General features: G+C 26.1%; 24 protein-coding genes and 4 pseudogenes. 14 read left to right on the forward strand and 14 right to left on the reverse strand.

Annotated elements, in window-relative coordinates; genetic code table 4:
* Positions 1 to 29 precede the first annotated feature (29 nt).
* The gene (locus AACK91_RS01070; RefSeq protein ID WP_338963565.1) at positions 30 to 830 is read right to left on the reverse strand and encodes an IS1/IS1595 family N-terminal zinc-binding domain-containing protein; all 801 of its coding nucleotides are present in this window, start codon (positions 828 to 830) and stop codon (positions 30 to 32) included.
* A gap of 265 nt (positions 831 to 1,095) precedes the next feature.
* Between AACK91_RS01070 and AACK91_RS01075 the strand changes: the two are divergent.
* Positions 1,096 to 1,395: pseudogene (locus AACK91_RS01075) on the forward strand (IS30 family transposase); the annotation flags it as partial.
* A gap of 100 nt (positions 1,396 to 1,495) precedes the next feature.
* On the opposite strand, the gene AACK91_RS01080 reads toward AACK91_RS01075, so the two are convergent.
* Entirely contained in the window at positions 1,496 to 2,458 is a 963-nt protein-coding gene (locus tag AACK91_RS01080) for an IS1/IS1595 family N-terminal zinc-binding domain-containing protein (protein ID WP_338963247.1), read from the reverse strand.
* A 73-nt stretch (positions 2,459 to 2,531) separates the two neighbouring features.
* On the opposite strand from AACK91_RS01080, the pseudogene AACK91_RS11550 reads away from it, so the two are divergent.
* A pseudogene (locus tag AACK91_RS11550) lies at positions 2,532 to 2,693 on the forward strand (IS30 family transposase); the annotation flags it as partial.
* A 99-nt stretch (positions 2,694 to 2,792) separates the two neighbouring features.
* Here AACK91_RS11550 and AACK91_RS01090 read toward each other — a convergent pair.
* Positions 2,793 to 3,755, reverse strand: a complete 963-nt coding sequence (locus tag AACK91_RS01090) for an IS1/IS1595 family N-terminal zinc-binding domain-containing protein (RefSeq protein ID WP_338963247.1) — start codon at positions 3,753 to 3,755, stop codon at positions 2,793 to 2,795.
* 150 nt (positions 3,756 to 3,905) lie between these two features.
* Between AACK91_RS01090 and AACK91_RS01095 the strand changes: the two genes are divergently transcribed.
* Positions 3,906 to 4,412: a redoxin family protein gene (locus AACK91_RS01095; protein ID WP_338963569.1), complete on the forward strand. Its 507-nt coding sequence runs from the start codon at positions 3,906 to 3,908 to the stop codon at positions 4,410 to 4,412.
* 258 nt (positions 4,413 to 4,670) lie between these two features.
* Positions 4,671 to 4,976 (forward strand): hypothetical protein, encoded by a 306-nt coding sequence (locus AACK91_RS01100; protein WP_338963570.1) that lies wholly within the window; start codon positions 4,671 to 4,673, stop codon positions 4,974 to 4,976.
* 547 nt (positions 4,977 to 5,523) lie between these two features.
* On the opposite strand, the gene AACK91_RS01105 is transcribed toward AACK91_RS01100, so the two are convergent.
* Positions 5,524 to 5,811, reverse strand: a complete 288-nt coding sequence (locus AACK91_RS01105) for a hypothetical protein (RefSeq protein WP_338963571.1) — start codon at positions 5,809 to 5,811, stop codon at positions 5,524 to 5,526.
* Between the two features lie 26 nt (positions 5,812 to 5,837).
* On the opposite strand from AACK91_RS01105, the gene AACK91_RS01110 reads away from it, so the two are divergent.
* The 10 genes and pseudogenes from AACK91_RS01110 to AACK91_RS01155 all read left to right on the forward strand — a co-directional run.
* Positions 5,838 to 6,206 (forward strand): PTS transporter subunit EIIC, encoded by a 369-nt coding sequence (locus AACK91_RS01110; RefSeq protein WP_338963572.1) that lies wholly within the window; start codon positions 5,838 to 5,840, stop codon positions 6,204 to 6,206.
* Positions 6,185 to 7,486 carry a PTS transporter subunit EIIC gene (locus AACK91_RS01115; protein ID WP_338963573.1) on the forward strand — a complete coding sequence of 434 codons (1,302 nt, stop codon included), beginning with the start codon at positions 6,185 to 6,187 and terminating at the stop codon, positions 7,484 to 7,486. Before AACK91_RS01110 ends, AACK91_RS01115 begins: the two co-directional genes overlap by 22 nt.
* Positions 7,487 to 7,918: 432 nt before the next feature.
* Positions 7,919 to 8,068, forward strand: coding sequence for a hypothetical protein (locus AACK91_RS01120; protein ID WP_004027793.1), 150 nt, complete (start codon positions 7,919 to 7,921; stop codon positions 8,066 to 8,068).
* Positions 8,068 to 8,319: a hypothetical protein gene (locus tag AACK91_RS01125; RefSeq protein ID WP_126821078.1), complete on the forward strand. Its 252-nt coding sequence runs from the start codon at positions 8,068 to 8,070 to the stop codon at positions 8,317 to 8,319. The genes AACK91_RS01120 and AACK91_RS01125 overlap by 1 nt, the downstream gene beginning before the upstream one ends.
* Positions 8,320 to 8,528: 209 nt before the next feature.
* Positions 8,529 to 8,969, forward strand: coding sequence for a DUF3627 domain-containing protein (locus AACK91_RS01130; protein WP_338963574.1), 441 nt, complete (start codon positions 8,529 to 8,531; stop codon positions 8,967 to 8,969).
* Between the two features lie 152 nt (positions 8,970 to 9,121).
* Positions 9,122 to 9,325 carry a DUF2649 family protein gene (locus tag AACK91_RS01135; RefSeq protein WP_126821076.1) on the forward strand — a complete coding sequence of 68 codons (204 nt, stop codon included), beginning with the start codon at positions 9,122 to 9,124 and terminating at the stop codon, positions 9,323 to 9,325.
* A complete protein-coding gene (locus AACK91_RS01140) occupies positions 9,325 to 10,338 on the forward strand; it encodes a hypothetical protein (RefSeq protein WP_338963280.1) in 1,014 nt (337 codons plus the stop codon). The genes AACK91_RS01135 and AACK91_RS01140 overlap by 1 nt, the downstream gene beginning before the upstream one ends.
* Positions 10,331 to 10,729, forward strand: a complete 399-nt coding sequence (locus tag AACK91_RS01145) for a hypothetical protein (protein WP_338963575.1) — start codon at positions 10,331 to 10,333, stop codon at positions 10,727 to 10,729. Before AACK91_RS01140 ends, AACK91_RS01145 begins: the two co-directional genes overlap by 8 nt.
* A complete protein-coding gene (locus AACK91_RS01150; protein ID WP_004027616.1) occupies positions 10,729 to 10,965 on the forward strand; it encodes a hypothetical protein in 237 nt (78 codons plus the stop codon). The genes AACK91_RS01145 and AACK91_RS01150 overlap by 1 nt, the downstream gene beginning before the upstream one ends.
* Positions 10,966 to 10,974: 9 nt before the next feature.
* A pseudogene (locus AACK91_RS01155) lies at positions 10,975 to 11,572 on the forward strand (spiroplasma phage ORF1-like family protein); the annotation flags it as partial.
* 196 nt (positions 11,573 to 11,768) lie between these two features.
* Here the strand turns inward: AACK91_RS01155 and AACK91_RS01160 are convergent.
* From AACK91_RS01160 to AACK91_RS01205, 10 genes and pseudogenes are all read right to left on the reverse strand, one after another.
* Positions 11,769 to 13,949 (reverse strand): annotated as a pseudogene (locus tag AACK91_RS01160) (spiroplasma phage ORF1-like family protein).
* Positions 13,950 to 13,958: 9 nt separating this feature from the next.
* Positions 13,959 to 14,195, reverse strand: coding sequence for a hypothetical protein (locus tag AACK91_RS01165; protein ID WP_004027616.1), 237 nt, complete (start codon positions 14,193 to 14,195; stop codon positions 13,959 to 13,961).
* On the reverse strand, positions 14,195 to 14,593 hold the full coding sequence (locus tag AACK91_RS01170) for a hypothetical protein (protein ID WP_338963575.1): 399 nt from the start codon (positions 14,591 to 14,593) through the stop codon (positions 14,195 to 14,197). The genes AACK91_RS01165 and AACK91_RS01170 overlap by 1 nt, the downstream gene beginning before the upstream one ends.
* Positions 14,586 to 15,599 carry a hypothetical protein gene (locus tag AACK91_RS01175; protein WP_338963280.1) on the reverse strand — a complete coding sequence of 338 codons (1,014 nt, stop codon included), beginning with the start codon at positions 15,597 to 15,599 and terminating at the stop codon, positions 14,586 to 14,588. The genes AACK91_RS01170 and AACK91_RS01175 overlap by 8 nt, the downstream gene beginning before the upstream one ends.
* Positions 15,599 to 15,802: a DUF2649 family protein gene (locus tag AACK91_RS01180; protein ID WP_126821076.1), complete on the reverse strand. Its 204-nt coding sequence runs from the start codon at positions 15,800 to 15,802 to the stop codon at positions 15,599 to 15,601. The genes AACK91_RS01175 and AACK91_RS01180 overlap by 1 nt, the downstream gene beginning before the upstream one ends.
* A gap of 152 nt (positions 15,803 to 15,954) precedes the next feature.
* On the reverse strand, positions 15,955 to 16,395 hold the full coding sequence (locus tag AACK91_RS01185; RefSeq protein WP_338963574.1) for a DUF3627 domain-containing protein: 441 nt from the start codon (positions 16,393 to 16,395) through the stop codon (positions 15,955 to 15,957).
* A 209-nt stretch (positions 16,396 to 16,604) separates the two neighbouring features.
* The gene (locus tag AACK91_RS01190) at positions 16,605 to 16,856 is read right to left on the reverse strand and encodes a hypothetical protein (RefSeq protein ID WP_126821078.1); all 252 of its coding nucleotides are present in this window, start codon (positions 16,854 to 16,856) and stop codon (positions 16,605 to 16,607) included.
* On the reverse strand, positions 16,856 to 17,005 hold the full coding sequence (locus tag AACK91_RS01195; RefSeq protein ID WP_004027793.1) for a hypothetical protein: 150 nt from the start codon (positions 17,003 to 17,005) through the stop codon (positions 16,856 to 16,858). Before AACK91_RS01195 ends, AACK91_RS01190 begins: the two co-directional genes overlap by 1 nt.
* A 432-nt stretch (positions 17,006 to 17,437) precedes the next feature.
* Positions 17,438 to 18,739, reverse strand: a complete 1,302-nt coding sequence (locus AACK91_RS01200; RefSeq protein WP_338963573.1) for a PTS transporter subunit EIIC — start codon at positions 18,737 to 18,739, stop codon at positions 17,438 to 17,440.
* Complete coding sequence (locus tag AACK91_RS01205; protein ID WP_338963572.1) at positions 18,718 to 19,086, reverse strand: PTS transporter subunit EIIC; 369 nt, start codon at positions 19,084 to 19,086, stop codon at positions 18,718 to 18,720. The genes AACK91_RS01200 and AACK91_RS01205 overlap by 22 nt, the downstream gene beginning before the upstream one ends.
* Positions 19,087 to 19,096: the final 10 nt, after the last annotated feature.

Genomic DNA, 19,096 nt, shown 5'->3' on the forward strand with positions numbered 1-19,096 from the left:
AAGACTGGATTGTAATTTACTAATCTTATTTAACTTTTGATAACTATAGTATCAGGGTTTGTACTAGTTTTGGTGGAATATAGAGTAGAATTTGTTTGTTTTGCTACTAATAAATATAGTGGTTGCATATCAGAAATAATTATTGATTTTTCTTTAATTAGTTGCTTATTCATATTTTCAATAATCCATTGTTTTTGTAATCTTTTGGTATTGGTGGATTGAACAAAAATATTATTATTGCTATCAACTGCCATTTGAATACAGCATTTGGTATCAGTTGAAAATGGATCGAGATGAGTTTTTCGTTTATCAAATTTATCTTTAAAATTGCCTTTATGAATTTCTTTAATAAATGTTTCATCCATTTGGATTTGACCATTTAATTTTTTAAATTTTAACTGTGTATTTTCTAATTGTTTTGATTGCATTAATTTTTGTCGATTATATCAAGCGGTTTTTGGGGTTGTTTTAATAAAACGAGAAATTATTTTACTAGATTGTCCTAACAATGAAATTTGAATTAATAAATTTCACTGTTCATAATTTAAATGACTTCAATAAGTAAAATGATGACGAAATGCATCAAAACTAGCACGACATTTTTTACATAAATATTTTTGTTTTCCTTCGGAATTATGACCATTTTTAACACAATGAAAAGATTTGCAATTAGGACATATAATGCCTTTATCTCTAAATTTTTGATCAATTTCATTTAAACGTTTTTGTTTTTTAATTAAGTCTGCTTGTTGTTTTATTTTTTCATAAAATTCTAAAAATTGATCATCTGTTAAGCTATTTATTAATTCTGTAATTATTTTTTTCATCATTTATTTACCTCCATATATTAAAAATATACCTAATTTTAGGTATATTTTATAAATATCAAGAGTTTTCGACAAAATTAAAGAAATAAATTAAAAAAAAAGACTTTTTCAAGTCTCTAATTTTAGTAATTTTTAAACAAGCGATTAAGGGCTAGTAAATTCTACTTTTATTAAATTACATCACCATCCTACCATCATTTAACGGATTGTCAACAAAATATTAATTTTTATTGTATAACTATTTTAATAGAAAGGGCTAGGTTGTCTTATGAAAAAAGAAAAGAAAAAATTTAAACATTTTAAGTTACCAGAAAGACAAGATTTAAAAGAATATTTAGAATCCGAAAAATTTAAAAAGAAAGATGGTACACCCAATTATTCTAAAATAGGAAAAGTAATGAATAAAAGTCGTAATACAATTAGATTAGAGTCTAAAAGACTTAAAGAAGAATACGATCCTAAAAAAGCGAATGATGATTATAAAAATAAAAGAAAAAAATCTATAAAATATACTAAAATTAGAAAAAAAGTTATAAATCACATAAGAAAAATTTTAAGTAAAAAAAGTCTTTAATTTTGTCGAAAACTCTTGATAAAATAAAAAAAATCATCAATATGACAATTTGAAAACTAATTTTGTGTAAGATTATGATTTTGCTTTAAATTTTTTAAACGTTAAAATATAATACCGTTGATTGTTGGTTTGGTGTTAAACCTTTGTGTTGGTATTTTCATTTTCAGAGCTTTAAATAATTTTGAATATTAGTGAAACCCAAACCATGATAATGAATTAAGGCTTCTTTAAGACTGGATTGTAATTTACTAATCTTATTTAACTTTTGATAACTAGTATCAGGGTTTGTACTAGTTTTGGTGGAATATAGAGTAGAATTTGTTTGTTTTGCTACTAATAAATATAGTGGTTGCATATCAGAAATAATTATTGATTTTTCTTTAATTAGTTGCTTATTCATATTTTCAATAATCCATTGTTTTTGTAATCTTTTGGTATTGGTGGATTGAACAAAAATATTATTATTGCTATCAACTGCCATTTGAATACAGCATTTGGTATCAGTTGAAAATGGATCGAGATGAGTTTTTCGTTTATCAAATTTATCTTTAAAATTGCCTTTATGAATTTCTTTAATAAATGTTTCATCCATTTGGATTTGACCATTTAATTTTTTAAATTTTAACTGTGTATTTTCTAATTGTTTTGATTGCATTAATTTTTGTCGATTATATCAAGCGGTTTTTGGGGTTGTTTTAATAAAACGAGAAATTATTTTACTAGATTGTCCTAACAATGAAATTTGAATTAATAAATTTCACTGTTCATAATTTAAATGACTTCAATAAGTAAAATGATGACGAAATGCATCAAAACTAGCACGACATTTTTTACATAAATATTTTTGTTTTCCTTCGGAATTATGACCATTTTTAACACAATGAAAAGATTTGCAATTAGGACATATAATGCCTTTATCTCTAAATTTTTGATCAATTTCATTTAAACGTTTTTGTTTTTTAATTAAGTCTGCTTGTTGTTTTATTTTTTCATAAAATTCTAAAAATTGATCATCTGTTAAGCTATTTATTAATTCTGTAATTATTTTTTTCATCATTTATTTACCTCTATATATTAAAAATATACCTAATTTTAAGTATATTTTATAAATATCAAGAGTTTTCGACAAAATTAAAGAAAAAAGTTATTCACCGATGTTAATTATCTTTGAATATGAAAAAAAATATGATGAAAAGTTTCCATTTTCACATGTAACACTTTACAAATATATTGAACATGGAGTTTTTGATGAAGAAGATAGTGAAATTAAGAAAAAATTACCATTTAAAGGCTTTAATTTTGTCGAAAACTCTTGATGAAATAAAAAAAATCATCAATATGACAATTTGAAAACTAATTTTGTGTAAGATTATGATTTTGCTTTAAATTTTTTAAACGTTAAAATATAATACCGTTGATTGTTGGTTTGGTGTTAAACCTTTGTGTTGGTATTTTCATTTTCAGAGCTTTAAATAATTTTGAATATTAGTGAAACCCAAACCATGATAATGAATTAAGGCTTCTTTAAGACTGGATTGTAATTTACTAATCTTATTTAACTTTTGATAACTAGTATCAGGGTTTGTACTAGTTTTGGTGGAATATAGAGTAGAATTTGTTTGTTTTGCTACTAATAAATATAGTGGTTGCATATCAGAAATAATTATTGATTTTTCTTTAATTAGTTGCTTATTCATATTTTCAATAATCCATTGTTTTTGTAATCTTTTGGTATTGGTGGATTGAACAAAAATATTATTATTGCTATCAACTGCCATTTGAATACAGCATTTGGTATCAGTTGAAAATGGATCGAGATGAGTTTTTCGTTTATCAAATTTATCTTTAAAATTGCCTTTATGAATTTCTTTAATAAATGTTTCATCCATTTGGATTTGACCATTTAATTTTTTAAATTTTAACTGTGTATTTTCTAATTGTTTTGATTGCATTAATTTTTGTCGATTATATCAAGCGGTTTTTGGGGTTGTTTTAATAAAACGAGAAATTATTTTACTAGATTGTCCTAACAATGAAATTTGAATTAATAAATTTCACTGTTCATAATTTAAATGACTTCAATAAGTAAAATGATGACGAAATGCATCAAAACTAGCACGACATTTTTTACATAAATATTTTTGTTTTCCTTCGGAATTATGACCATTTTTAACACAATGAAAAGATTTGCAATTAGGACATATAATGCCTTTATCTCTAAATTTTTGATCAATTTCATTTAAACGTTTTTGTTTTTTAATTAAGTCTGCTTGTTGTTTTATTTTTTCATAAAATTCTAAAAATTGATCATCTGTTAAGCTATTTATTAATTCTGTAATTATTTTTTTCATCATTTATTTACCTCTATATATTAAAAATATACCTAATTTTAGGTATATTTTATAAATATCAAGAGTTTTCGACAAAATTAAAGAAATTCTTTACTATCTTAATTAACTTTTAGGATATAATATTATCGGAACAAGAATGGAGGGTCAGAATTTATGGCTAAAGGAACAATGAGTGGCGATGTCGCAACATTAATTGCATCAAATTATCTTAAAGTTGGTGATACATTAACATTCAAAGCAGACACTGTTAAATGAAAGGACTTTGAATTAACAAATCTTAAGAAAGAATATAAAGTTATTTCCTCAATTCCCAGCATTGATACTAGTGTTTGTTTATTACAAACAAAACAATTTAATGAAACAATTCTTAATAAATATCCCGCTGTCCAATTAATAACAATTTCCCGTGATTTACCATTTGCCTTACAACGGGCATGTGAATCATTTGTTAATCCCGAACATATTTTATTATCAGATACAAACTATCGTGAGTTTGGTCACAAAACAAAGTTATACTTTGAATTTAATAATTTACTAGCCCGTAGTGTGATAGTACTTGATCAAAATAACCAAGTTATTTATCTCCAAATAGTATCACCAGTTAGTTCTGAACCAAATTATCAAGACACTTATCATTTCTTAGATACTTTGGTAAAATAATAGGTACCCCTTAAAAATGGGTAACTATTATTTTAAATTAAAACTTTCCAAATTATTTCATTAAGAAAATAATTATCATTATTATTAAAAAAATAACATTGTTAATTTTTTCTAAAAAATATATACTATTTGTTGTATTAACCCTAATTATAATTTTTATCATCCATCATAATATGGCAAATTTATCCATTAACAGATATTTTTTTGATAAGAGAGGTGTTTATTACAAGTATTTTATGAAAGGAGAACACAAAAACCATGGCTTTCGAAAATAACAATACAAACGAAACTAAAAAGAGATTAGCGATGCCAGACAGTGTCTTCATTGGTTGTGAACAACATGCTAATGACTGCCCAAAATGTGCGGCAATGCAAGAATCACAAAAGTCAATTTTAACATGTCAAATGTGTGAACAACCGGTTTTTTTCTGTCGCTCAAAACCTTGTGAGTATAAATTGCATTGTACCAATCCAGAATGTATTAAATCAAAACATAACTTTGTTTTTATTGGTAAAAACAGTACTAAAACAAAAAGGTATCAAGATCAACAGTTTCAAAAATAAAGTTTTAAAAATAAATAATTAATGACTAAATAATATCAAAACCATAACCTTCTTTTTTAGTAAAGAGGGTTTTTATTATGACAAAATAGATTAATTCTAAACAAAATAATAAAAATATTGGAAAAATTTTAAAAAATAAAGAAAAAAGTCTTGCAAAAAAAAAAAAAAAATATTATTAAAACAGATAGTTAAAATAGAAAGCACAACAAGACGGATATTAAATTATTGTTATAGCATTATATTTTATTAAGTAATACTAACAACCTTGAAAAATTAGATAACCATACTAAAACCTTAATTTGAGGGGGAGTAATTGCAGTTAGTATTATTTTTATTGTTGTTTTTTTTATCAATTCATTTTTTTACTGACAAAATAAGAATAATCAACGCCACACACAACGATTAGGGGTAACGCGTGAGCGTGGTGTTTTATTTGAAATTAGACGAAATATTTTCTTAATTCTAACTTCATTATTTGCAATTTCCTTAGATGTTGGTATTTTCACTATTATTAAGATAAATGTGTAATTTTTAACTATTAACAAAACTAATAAAACACAAAATTACTTTTTAACAGAAAGAGAGGAAACGTAATGCAATATTTGCAAAAATTAGGAAAAGCGCTTCAATTTCCAATTGTTGTGTTGCCCGTTGCCGCATTGTTACTAAGGTTAGTGGGGGTAATGAACGATGTATCAATCAACCCTGACCTATCCCAAACCGGACCATTATCAGCAATTTGATACATTGGCTCGATTTTTCAGGCAGTTGGAAACGCAGCAATTAGTAACTTAGCGCCATTATTTGCAATTGGATTATGATTTGGAATGGCCAAAGACTTTCGTGGGGAAGCCTGCTTTGGTGGCATTTTTTGGATGAGCTGTAATTGAAGGATTAATGGGAATTGTTCCCCAATGATATTACAATAACGCATTATTAGGACACACCCCAATTGGTAATTTCCAAGATAATCAATTTTGAGCAATCCCACATTCACAAATTTTATATGTCTTTGATTTTAGCGTCGGAGACACAATCAAAGGTTATGGTGCCAAATATAACATTAGTATGGGGGTCTTTGGTGTAATTTTAGCAGGATGTCTTGTTGCTTTAATTTACAATAAATATTCAAATGTAAAATTACCAGCAGCATTAGGATTTTTCTCAGGACGTCGTTTTGTCCCAATGGTGACTGCTGCTTACTTCTCTTGGTTGGAACATTTGCTTTAGCAGCAATTTGACCTTGATTTCAATTAGGATTACAGTATCTAGGTTATGGTTTAGGAGCAATCCCACCATTAGGAGCATTCTTCTATGGGATTTTTAACCGGTTATTGTTACCATTTGGTTTACACCAAGTATTGAACACTTATTTATGGTTCCAACAACCAATTATTGGTCATTTAATGAACTACCAAGGAACGAACTTATGACAAGTTGTTAATGGGGTTTTACAATGAGCTGATTATTCAATTAGTAAAGATGGTGTTTTAACAATTAACGGTTGAACTTCAACTGGTGTTATTACAACAATGAACGGAGATATTACTGCCTTTTTAGGTAAATTATATGCTGATGCTAAATTTGGTTTAGCCGGGGGGAGTGGGATGTTCCAAGCAGGATTCTTCCCAATGATGATGTTTGGATTACCAGCTGCCTGTGCCGCAATGATTTTATCAATTAAAGATAAAACTCGTCGTGCTGAATATGCTGGGATTCTAGGATCAGCTGCTGGAGTATCATTCTTAACAGGAATTACAGAACCAATTGAATTCTCATTTGTTTTCTTAGCACCAATATTATTAGGATTACATGCTTTACTAACTGGGGTCTTTGCCGCATTAACAGTTGGATTTGGAATTAGGGTTGGATTTGGCTTTTCAGCTGGATTCATCGATTGAGCTGTTTCAATGAAAACATCATGAGATATGGCCGCAATTTCATCAAACTTACAATCAGGAGTTTATAAAGTATTAGGAAATCCATTAATGATTATTCCAATCGGAGTCCTTGAAGGAGCGGCATACTTCTTTAGTTTTAAATACATTATTAAAAAAATGAATTTATCTACACCTGGTCGTGAAGACGAAGCCGCTATGATTGCAAAATCATTAGGAAAAAGTGTTGAAAAACACGCGAAGAAAAAAGCATTGCAAGAACAACAAACAGCAAACGTTACAGTTGTAACAACAAGTGGCAATGTTAATGTTCTTTTGCAAACCAATGGTGCTAATAAACGAATTGACATTCAAAAAGATCCAGACGGACCATTAAAATTAGCACAAGTTATTTATGATGCAATTGGCCATGACAATTTAGTTAAAGTTGACAACTGTATGACCAGATTACGATTAACCGTTGAAGACAACACTAAAATTAATCAACAACCAATTAAAGAGGCTGGGGTCGCCGGAATGGTTTTAGTTTCAAAAACAAAAGGAATCCAAATCATTATTGGCTTAAATGTTGAAGCGGTTGCAACAAAACTATCAGAAATTTCTGGTAAATAACTTTAATTTAATATTTCTTAAGAAAAATGTTTATCTTTGATAAACATTTTTTAGTTCCAAGCAAAAAACAAAGGATTATCATCCCTTAATTTTAGTTTTTTAAGATATGTAAATTGTAAATGCCAAATCATAAAAAGTTAACTATTAATTTAGTTAACTTTTTTAAGTTAATTATAGGAGGTTGAAATTATGCAAACAAAGCAATATTTAATTTTGCGGTCATTAGTGAAAAAGTATGGTAAAGATATTGTTATTAATACTGTCAATAAGATTGTAAAAGATATTGAAATTAAAAAGTAAAAGAATAAATTATTCCGCGTAATTTATTAGCGGATAATTTATTCAATAATGTTTTTTAAGTGGAGCAAAGCGACAACGAGCGGAGCGAGTTTGCAAATTTCAATTTTTTAATTTATTGAAAGGAGATATATTATGCCAGTTTGATTAACGACAATATTTAGTGTTGTTATTATATTAGGTATTTTTGCGTGAATTGGTTTATCAATTTATCAGAAAATTCGCCAAATTCGAGGTAAGAAAAAAGATAAAAAAGAAATTGAAAACAAGGAGGATAAAAAATAATGTTAGGGATGTATTTAACAACAGCAATTAATTTTTTAGCAGCAGATACGCCACCTACTATTTCAGATGGAATGGGTTCTATTTGAAGTGGATTAGGGCAAGCGATGATGAAAGTTAAAGAAGCAATTTATGCTGTATTACCACAATTAATGACTTTTTTAGGTGATGCGTGAATTATTTTAATTCCATTTGGTATTTTTGTTATTGTTAAAATATTAAACTTTTTCCGTGTTATGGTCAAAGGATTTTAGTAATAAGAAACTAAGGCACACTAGTTTATTTATTTTTTATTAATTTATTTTGTATAACTATTATTTTAAAACTTAATAGTATTTTTCAGTGTGCCAATTTTTATTATTTTTATATTTAACAATGTTTATTAAACAATAGATAAACAATATTTTAACATTATTTATAACATTGTTAATTAAAAAAAATGTTTATTAAGGAGTTGATAAAATTGAGTAATTTTGTTAAGAAAAATCAAAATATAGAGAATTATTTTATTCGTAAAGAATTCATAGTTTTTCAGACTGATAAAGCTTCATTTATAAATTTACCTAATCATAATCGCCATATTGGTTTTTGATTAAGTAATAAATTTATTTATCCGAGTGAAAAACATTCAGAACAAGTAGCAATTGGTTTGATTTATGATAATTCTTATCCTATTGTAAAATATGATGAAAATTTAAAACGTCATATTTGAAAGTATTTAACTGGAACAGAATTAATTAATTTGTATAATCAATATAAACAAAATTATTTTAATCGTATGCACAAAGCATTATTTTCAAATGAACCTAAAAAAGTAAAAGTAAATAATAACAATAATAATTTAACAAATTGAAGTGTTGAAAAAGAGCAAGAATTAATTAATGATTTAGAAAGTTTAAATTAAATGAGTTTATATGACTATTGAGTTCAATTTGTTAGTTATATTTTTGGTTCAAATGCCCCTGAATTTTTATATGTTATATCGTTTGTATTATTTATCGTTTTATTTTTTGGGATGTTTTTTAAACTTATTCAAAAAATGTGGAGTTTTTAAAAATGCAAAATGATTGAGAAAAATTAAAAGAGTTTTTTATTCATGTCTTTTTGTTTATAAATAAAACAAATGTTGAAAGTATTACAACTTGGACTTTGACACAGAATGAATATTTAACTTTGATGGTTGGTGTTTGAATTGTTATTTTATTTTTAACTTGGTTTTTGTTATGAATGATTTTTAAAATAGTTGGGTATTTTAAATAATGAAAAAGTTTGTATTTTTCTTAAAAAATTATTGTTATATTAGTAGTTCAATGATTTTGTTTAGTTTAATTGATTTGTTATTTTGAATAATTTCATTAAATTATACTGGTTTAGTATTTTGATTATTATTTGCTTTGCAATGTGTTTATTTTGTATGATGAGTTTGAAAAAACATATTTTATCAGTTAAATGCTTTTCGGTTAGTAAGTTTTGTTTGAGATAATCCGTTATCAGTTATTATTGGTAAATTAGGAACCGGAAAAACTTTACTTTTAACTTATTTATCACAAACTATGAAATTATTAACAGATAAAATTTATAGTAATTATCCGTTAGAAGATGAGAAAGTTAAAGTTTTAACATTTAAAAATTTAGATTTTACAGATAGAACAAAACCAGTTCCCCCTGATGATAGTGTTATTTTATTTGATGAAAGTTATTTATATATTGATGGAACTAGTCCTCACGATGAGAAAAAAGTCCATAGTGGTAAAATTCCGTGAATTGTTTTAGCAAGACATTTTGGTAATCGTGCTTTGTTTACAGCACAGCGTGAGGGTATGATTTGAAATAATATCCGACAATTAGCAAGTGGTATTATTATTCCAATTTCACTTAAAAAACCGATTGCTAAAAAAGGATTTAATTTTTTTAATCGTTTCTTTATTATGCGAATTGGTATTTTTCAAGATATTACGGATTATGAAATTTGAAAAACAAAATCAGTAGAACGAACAGCAGAAGGTAAACGAGTAAAACATAAGTCAGATGTTGGTTTAGGAATTCGGTTTTTTAAAATAATTATTCCGTTAGAATTTGCACAGAAATATGATAGTCAATGATTAAAGTTTGTTCGTGATTTAAAAAATGATGAAATAATTAATAACAAAGAATACTATTGGTCAGAAATTACTAAATTGAGTGTTAAAGAGCGGTTAGAATTGTTTGATATTGATATTTTGAAAAAGAATTTAAAACCTAAAAAAGAAAAAGGAAGTGATAAAAATGATTAATTTGTTGTCAGAAAGTAGTAATTGAGATAAGATTTTTATTTTTATTTTTGATGTTTTTTTGTTTATTTTTGATGTAATTTGAAATACTAAATTACCAATGACAAATACAACAATTGCTTATTTTATTATTTTTTTTATGGTTGTTAAGTTATCAATTTATGCAATTCACGGCACAAGAACACAATATAACGAATTAGGTTCAATAGTACAAACGGGGGTATCAAATATTTATTCTGCGACTGCTCGTGGAGTTTCAGATACTAAACAAGGTATGCAAAAACATATTACAGAGCGTAAACAGTTTAAAATTAATCGTAATAAACAACAATTATCAAGTTTAGCAAAACAAGCAAAAACAAGAGAACAAGGATATCGGAGAGTGCATAAATAATGATTAGACTAGTTTTATTGGTTGCGGCAATTGCTATATTTGGTACTGGTTTTATTACAGTTATTATTAATCAATTAACATCAGCAAAAAATATTATTATGGATTTATATAACTCAGATACTTTTTTACTTTCTTTATTTGGTAAGATGGCAATTTTGTTTAGTCATCCGTTAATGTTAACAATATCAAGTTTATATATTGTTGGGTTTATTGTTTCAAAAACATTATATAGTTAGGAGTTATTTATGAAAAAATTATTTTCTTTATTTTCAATAGGACTTTTAGGGCTTTTAGGTTTAATTATTCCTTTTATTACTTTAACAGCATTTAAACCGTTAAATCAACAAAATTATACTGTTAATCAACAAACAACAGGAATGAATGAAACTGATTTTATTAATACAATGTTTTTACGCAGTAGTTTTTTTGAAAATTGGTCTGAAACCAATTATTTTATTAATCCAACTTTAAAAACATCGCAATCATTAACTTATAATGATAAATGATATTTAGATTTTTTAAAGGATAGTTATTCAACGGGGATTTCATTTGATAAACCCAGTAATGAATTTATGGATTTATACAAAAATTGAGATAGTTATGTTAAACAATATAACATTGATAAATTTTATGATGTTGATAAAAAACAATTTCTAAAAGAATTAACAAATTTTTCTTATTCTTTTGCTAAGTATTTTAATACTGTTGAAATAATTAATAAATTAGAAAAAAGTATTGACAATTTGCAACAAGTTAATTTAAAATTTCAGAATTGAAAATGATATTCAGGAGATGAATTGAACCATGGACCAACTAATAAATGATATATATTAATATCTAAATCAACTAATTCAACTGATGCAGTATATGCAATAGATTTAATTCATTTTACAACAAGTACAAGTATTAAAACAACATATCCACTTTTAAAGTCAATATACAGATGAGAAGAACTAAATAAACCATCTCTACCAATAATTGATAATAAAACAGGTAAAATTACTGATTGAAAAGAATAAAAGGACCTATAAGTCCTTTTTTATATTAATCGAACAAATTTCATAAAAATAATTAATAGGAATATATTTGTTATTGTGTTATATAATGCTGGACTAAATTTTCATACTTCGAATGTTTGATTAAAAAAACTATATATTGTTTGAAATATTTTACCAACTCCGCTTGCTAATTCATTCACTTGCTTAACACCAGGAATATTATTTACAATTCAAATTGCCGCATTTCTAATATGACACGCTAAATTATATCAACTACAACTTTCATATTGTGCTTGTCATCATTGCCCATCAGGAAATAATCCACCATTATTTATTTCTTGTCAGTTATAAATACCAAAATTAAAATCATAATAACGATACATATCATTTTCTTTTTGTGCTTGTAATTCAAAAACATTATAACCAATTTTTTGTTCTTCAATCTTTTTATATTTTAAACCATATTTATCTTTTAAAGCACCTTCAAAAATATAACCTTCATTTTGATTAATATTATAATCATTTGCAACAGAAAAATCATAATTAAATACATTACCATAGTTAATGTTATAAAATCGTTTTTTAAATGCTGAATACAATTTAATATCTAGTTGCTTATATTTATCAGAAAAATAAAAATAACGAGGATAAATCTTAAAACCATTATTTGCTAATAAACCATATTTTTTATTATAACCTTGCACATAAGTATTGTTTTCTAAGTCAAAAATTGTTCGTAAATAATCTTTATAAAAGTTTTGCGAAACTGTAAACATACTATTTAACAATTTTTCAAATTGATTTTTATTCGTATTATTTTCATCAATTAAAACATCTCTAAAATTAACTAATTTCAAACCAAAAAAATTAATTAAAACAGTATTATATTCTAAATTATCAATATAACCACTTTCAATAAAATTACTACGATTTTGGAATACTGGAACTAAAGCATGAGCAAAAAATGCTTTTAAAAACTTATTAATATCAATTTGGCCTTTCATCTGTTCAAAAATATCTTTACCAGTATTAGGAGTATTATCTTGATTATAATTATATGTTTCAACACTAAAATTAAAGATACTATCTTTTTCTTTCATAAAAGTAAACAAAAAACCTAAATCATCAGTATATCGATAACTATTTGCATTATTACCATCCCAATATTGTTTAAGATGTGTTAATTATAAACTACCAGCAACAATATTTTTATGTTCATCAATCGTTAAAATCATTCGATAAATTGATTTTCTAGTTAAAATAATACTAGGTTTTCAGTCCAATTTTTCCATATTATTAATAATTTCAAAATCAAAGATTATTCTTTGACTGCCTAAATTTGAATCATCATAATCAGGATTACCACCTTGCTGTATTCTAATATTTTCTTGAACAATTACATCAATATACTTTAATAAAAAAGAACGAACCTTTTGATAATCATTATCAGTATAAAAAAGAAGATTACCTTGATTATCTATTTCAGGAACTTGTTTATCAGTTGGAATACTTGTATTTTCTCATCTGTATATTGACTTTAAAAATGGATATGTTGTTTTAATACTTGTACTTGTTGTAAAATGAATTAAATCTATTGCATATACTGCATCAGTTGAATTAGTTGATTTAGATATTAATATATATCATTTATTAGTTGGTCCATGGTTCAATTCATCTCCTGAATATCATTTTCAATTCTGAAATTTTAAATTAACTTGTTGCAAATTGTCAATACTTTTTTCTAATTTATTAATTATTTCAACAGTATTAAAATACTTAGCAAAAGAATAAGAAAAATTTGTTAATTCTTTTAGAAATTGTTTTTTATCAACATCATAAAATTTATCAATGTTATATTGTTTAACATAACTATCTCAATTTTTGTATAAATCCATAAATTCATTACTGGGTTTATCAAATGAAATCCCCGTTGAATAACTATCCTTTAAAAAATCTAAATATCATTTATCATTATAAGTTAATGATTGCGATGTTTTTAAAGTTGGATTAATAAAATAATTGGTTTCAGACCAATTTTCAAAAAAACTACTGCGTAAAAACATTGTATTAATAAAATCAGTTTCATTCATTCCTGTTGTTTGTTGATTAACAGTATAATTTTGTTGATTTAACGGTTTAAATGCTGTTAAAGTAATAAAAGGAATAATTAAACCTAAAAGCCCTAAAAGTCCTATTGAAAATAAAGAAAATAATTTTTTCATAAATAACTCCTAACTATATAATGTTTTTGAAACAATAAACCCAACAATATATAAACTTGATATTGTTAACATTAACGGATGACTAAACAAAATTGCCATCTTACCAAATAAAGAAAGTAAAAAAGTATCTGAGTTATATAAATCCATAATAATATTTTTTGCTGATGTTAATTGATTAATAATAACTGTAATAAAACCAGTACCAAATATAGCAATTGCCGCAACCAATAAAACTAGTCTAATCATTATTTATGCACTCTCCGATATCCTTGTTCTCTTGTTTTTGCTTGTTTTGCTAAACTTGATAATTGTTGTTTATTACGATTAATTTTAAACTGTTTACGCTCTGTAATATGTTTTTGCATACCTTGTTTAGTATCTGAAACTCCACGAGCAGTCGCAGAATAAATATTTGATACCCCCGTTTGTACTATTGAACCTAATTCGTTATATTGTGTTCTTGTGCCGTGAATTGCATAAATTGATAACTTAACAACCATAAAAAAAATAATAAAATAAGCAATTGTTGTATTTGTCATTGGTAATTTAGTATTTCAAATTACATCAAAAATAAACAAAAAAACATCAAAAATAAAAATAAAAATCTTATCTCAATTACTACTTTCTGACAACAAATTAATCATTTTTATCACTTCCTTTTTCTTTTTTAGGTTTTAAATTCTTTTTCAAAATATCAATATCAAACAATTCTAACCGCTCTTTAACACTCAATTTAGTAATTTCTGACCAATAGTATTCTTTGTTATTAATTATTTCATCATTTTTTAAATCACGAACAAACTTTAATCATTGACTATCATATTTCTGTGCAAATTCTAACGGAATAATTATTTTAAAAAACCGAATTCCTAAACCAACATCTGACTTATGTTTTACTCGTTTACCTTCTGCTGTTCGTTCTACTGATTTTGTTTTTCAAATTTCATAATCCGTAATATCTTGAAAAATACCAATTCGCATAATAAAGAAACGATTAAAAAAATTAAATCCTTTTTTAGCAATCGGTTTTTTAAGTGAAATTGGAATAATAATACCACTTGCTAATTGTCGGATATTATTTCAAATCATACCCTCACGCTGTGCTGTAAACAAAGCACGATTACCAAAATGTCTTGCTAAAACAATTCACGGAATTTTACCACTATGGACTTTTTTCTCATCGTGAGGACTAGTTCCATCAATATATAAATAACTTTCATCAAATAAAATAACACTATCATCAGGGGGAACTGGTTTTGTTCTATCTGTAAAATCTAAATTTTTAAATGTTAAAACTTTAACTTTCTCATCTTCTAACGGATAATTACTATAAATTTTATCTGTTAATAATTTCATAGTTTGTGATAAATAAGTTAAAAGTAAAGTTTTTCCGGTTCCTAATTTACCAATAATAACTGATAACGGATTATCTCAAACAAAACTTACTAACCGAAAAGCATTTAACTGATAAAATATGTTTTTTCAAACTCATCATACAAAATAAACACATTGCAAAGCAAATAATAATCAAAATACTAAACCAGTATAATTTAATGAAATTATTCAAAATAACAAATCAATTAAACTAAACAAAATCATTGAACTACTAATATAACAATAATTTTTTAAGAAAAATACAAACTTTTTCATTATTTAAAATACCCAACTATTTTAAAAATCATTCATAACAAAAACCAAGTTAAAAATAAAATAACAATTCAAACACCAACCATCAAAGTTAAATATTCATTCTGTGTCAAAGTCCAAGTTGTAATACTTTCAACATTTGTTTTATTTATAAACAAAAAGACATGAATAAAAAACTCTTTTAATTTTTCTCAATCATTTTGCATTTTTAAAAACTCCACATTTTTTGAATAAGTTTAAAAAACATCCCAAAAAATAAAACGATAAATAATACAAACGATATAACATATAAAAATTCAGGGGCATTTGAACCAAAAATATAACTAACAAATTGAACTCAATAGTCATATAAACTCATTTAATTTAAACTTTCTAAATCATTAATTAATTCTTGCTCTTTTTCAACACTTCAATTTGTTAAATTATTATTGTTATTATTTACTTTTACTTTTTTAGGTTCATTTGAAAATAATGCTTTGTGCATACGATTAAAATAATTTTGTTTATATTGATTATACAAATTAATTAATTCTGTTCCAGTTAAATACTTTCAAATATGACGTTTTAAATTTTCATCATATTTTACAATAGGATAAGAATTATCATAAATCAAACCAATTGCTACTTGTTCTGAATGTTTTTCACTCGGATAAATAAATTTATTACTTAATCAAAAACCAATATGGCGATTATGATTAGGTAAATTTATAAATGAAGCTTTATCAGTCTGAAAAACTATGAATTCTTTACGAATAAAATAATTCTCTATATTTTGATTTTTCTTAACAAAATTACTCAATTTTATCAACTCCTTAATAAACATTTTTTTTAATTAACAATGTTATAAATAATGTTAAAATATTGTTTATCTATTGTTTAATAAACATTGTTAAATATAAAAATAATAAAAATTGGCACACTGAAAAATACTATTAAGTTTTAAAATAATAGTTATACAAAATAAATTAATAAAAAATAAATAAACTAGTGTGCCTTAGTTTCTTATTACTAAAATCCTTTGACCATAACACGGAAAAAGTTTAATATTTTAACAATAACAAAAATACCAAATGGAATTAAAATAATTCACGCATCACCTAAAAAAGTCATTAATTGTGGTAATACAGCATAAATTGCTTCTTTAACTTTCATCATCGCTTGCCCTAATCCACTTCAAATAGAACCCATTCCATCTGAAATAGTAGGTGGCGTATCTGCTGCTAAAAAATTAATTGCTGTTGTTAAATACATCCCTAACATTATTTTTTATCCTCCTTGTTTTCAATTTCTTTTTTATCTTTTTTCTTACCTCGAATTTGGCGAATTTTCTGATAAATTGATAAACCAATTCACGCAAAAATACCTAATATAATAACAACACTAAATATTGTCGTTAATCAAACTGGCATAATATATCTCCTTTCAATAAATTAAAAAATTGAAATTTGCAAACTCGCTCCGCTCGTTGTCGCTTTGCTCCACTTAAAAAACATTATTGAATAAATTATCCGCTAATAAATTACGCGGAATAATTTATTCTTTTACTTTTTAATTTCAATATCTTTTACAATCTTATTGACAGTATTAATAACAATATCTTTACCATACTTTTTCACTAATGACCGCAAAATTAAATATTGCTTTGTTTGCATAATTTCAACCTCCTATAATTAACTTAAAAAAGTTAACTAAATTAATAGTTAACTTTTTATGATTTGGCATTTACAATTTACATATCTTAAAAAACTAAAATTAAGGGATGATAATCCTTTGTTTTTTGCTTGGAACTAAAAAATGTTTATCAAAGATAAACATTTTTCTTAAGAAATATTAAATTAAAGTTATTTACCAGAAATTTCTGATAGTTTTGTTGCAACCGCTTCAACATTTAAGCCAATAATGATTTGGATTCCTTTTGTTTTTGAAACTAAAACCATTCCGGCGACCCCAGCCTCTTTAATTGGTTGTTGATTAATTTTAGTGTTGTCTTCAACGGTTAATCGTAATCTGGTCATACAGTTGTCAACTTTAACTAAATTGTCATGGCCAATTGCATCATAAATAACTTGTGCTAATTTTAATGGTCCGTCTGGATCTTTTTGAATGTCAATTCGTTTATTAGCACCATTGGTTTGCAAAAGAACATTAACATTGCCACTTGTTGTTACAACTGTAACGTTTGCTGTTTGTTGTTCTTGCAATGCTTTTTTCTTCGCGTGTTTTTCAACACTTTTTCCTAATGATTTTGCAATCATAGCGGCTTCGTCTTCACGACCAGGTGTAGATAAATTCATTTTTTTAATAATGTATTTAAAACTAAAGAAGTATGCCGCTCCTTCAAGGACTCCGATTGGAATAATCATTAATGGATTTCCTAATACTTTATAAACTCCTGATTGTAAGTTTGATGAAATTGCGGCCATATCTCATGATGTTTTCATTGAAACAGCTCAATCGATGAATCCAGCTGAAAAGCCAAATCCAACCCTAATTCCAAATCCAACTGTTAATGCGGCAAAGACCCCAGTTAGTAAAGCATGTAATCCTAATAATATTGGTGCTAAGAAAACAAATGAGAATTCAATTGGTTCTGTAATTCCTGTTAAGAATGATACTCCAGCAGCTGATCCTAGAATCCCAGCATATTCAGCACGACGAGTTTTATCTTTAATTGATAAAATCATTGCGGCACAGGCAGCTGGTAATCCAAACATCATCATTGGGAAGAATCCTGCTTGGAACATCCCACTCCCCCCGGCTAAACCAAATTTAGCATCAGCATATAATTTACCTAAAAAGGCAGTAATATCTCCGTTCATTGTTGTAATAACACCAGTTGAAGTTCAACCGTTAATTGTTAAAACACCATCTTTACTAATTGAATAATCAGCTCATTGTAAAACCCCATTAACAACTTGTCATAAGTTCGTTCCTTGGTAGTTCATTAAATGACCAATAATTGGTTGTTGGAACCATAAATAAGTGTTCAATACTTGGTGTAAACCAAATGGTAACAATAACCGGTTAAAAATCCCATAGAAGAATGCTCCTAATGGTGGGATTGCTCCTAAACCATAACCTAGATACTGTAATCCTAATTGAAATCAAGGTCAAATTGCTGCTAAAGCAAATGTTCCAACCAAGAGAAGTAAGCAGCAGTCACCATTGGGACAAAACGACGTCCTGAGAAAAATCCTAATGCTGCTGGTAATTTTACATTTGAATATTTATTGTAAATTAAAGCAACAAGACATCCTGCTAAAATTACACCAAAGACCCCCATACTAATGTTATATTTGGCACCATAACCTTTGATTGTGTCTCCGACGCTAAAATCAAAGACATATAAAATTTGTGAATGTGGGATTGCTCAAAATTGATTATCTTGGAAATTACCAATTGGGGTGTGTCCTAATAATGCGTTATTGTAATATCATTGGGGAACAATTCCCATTAATCCTTCAATTACAGCTCATCCAAAAAATGCCACCAAAGCAGGC

The sequence above is a fragment of the Spiroplasma endosymbiont of Sarcophaga carnaria genome, from assembly GCF_964019595.1.
In the GTDB taxonomy this organism is placed as follows: Bacteria; Bacillota_I; Bacilli_A; order Mycoplasmatales; family Mycoplasmataceae; genus Spiroplasma; species Spiroplasma poulsonii.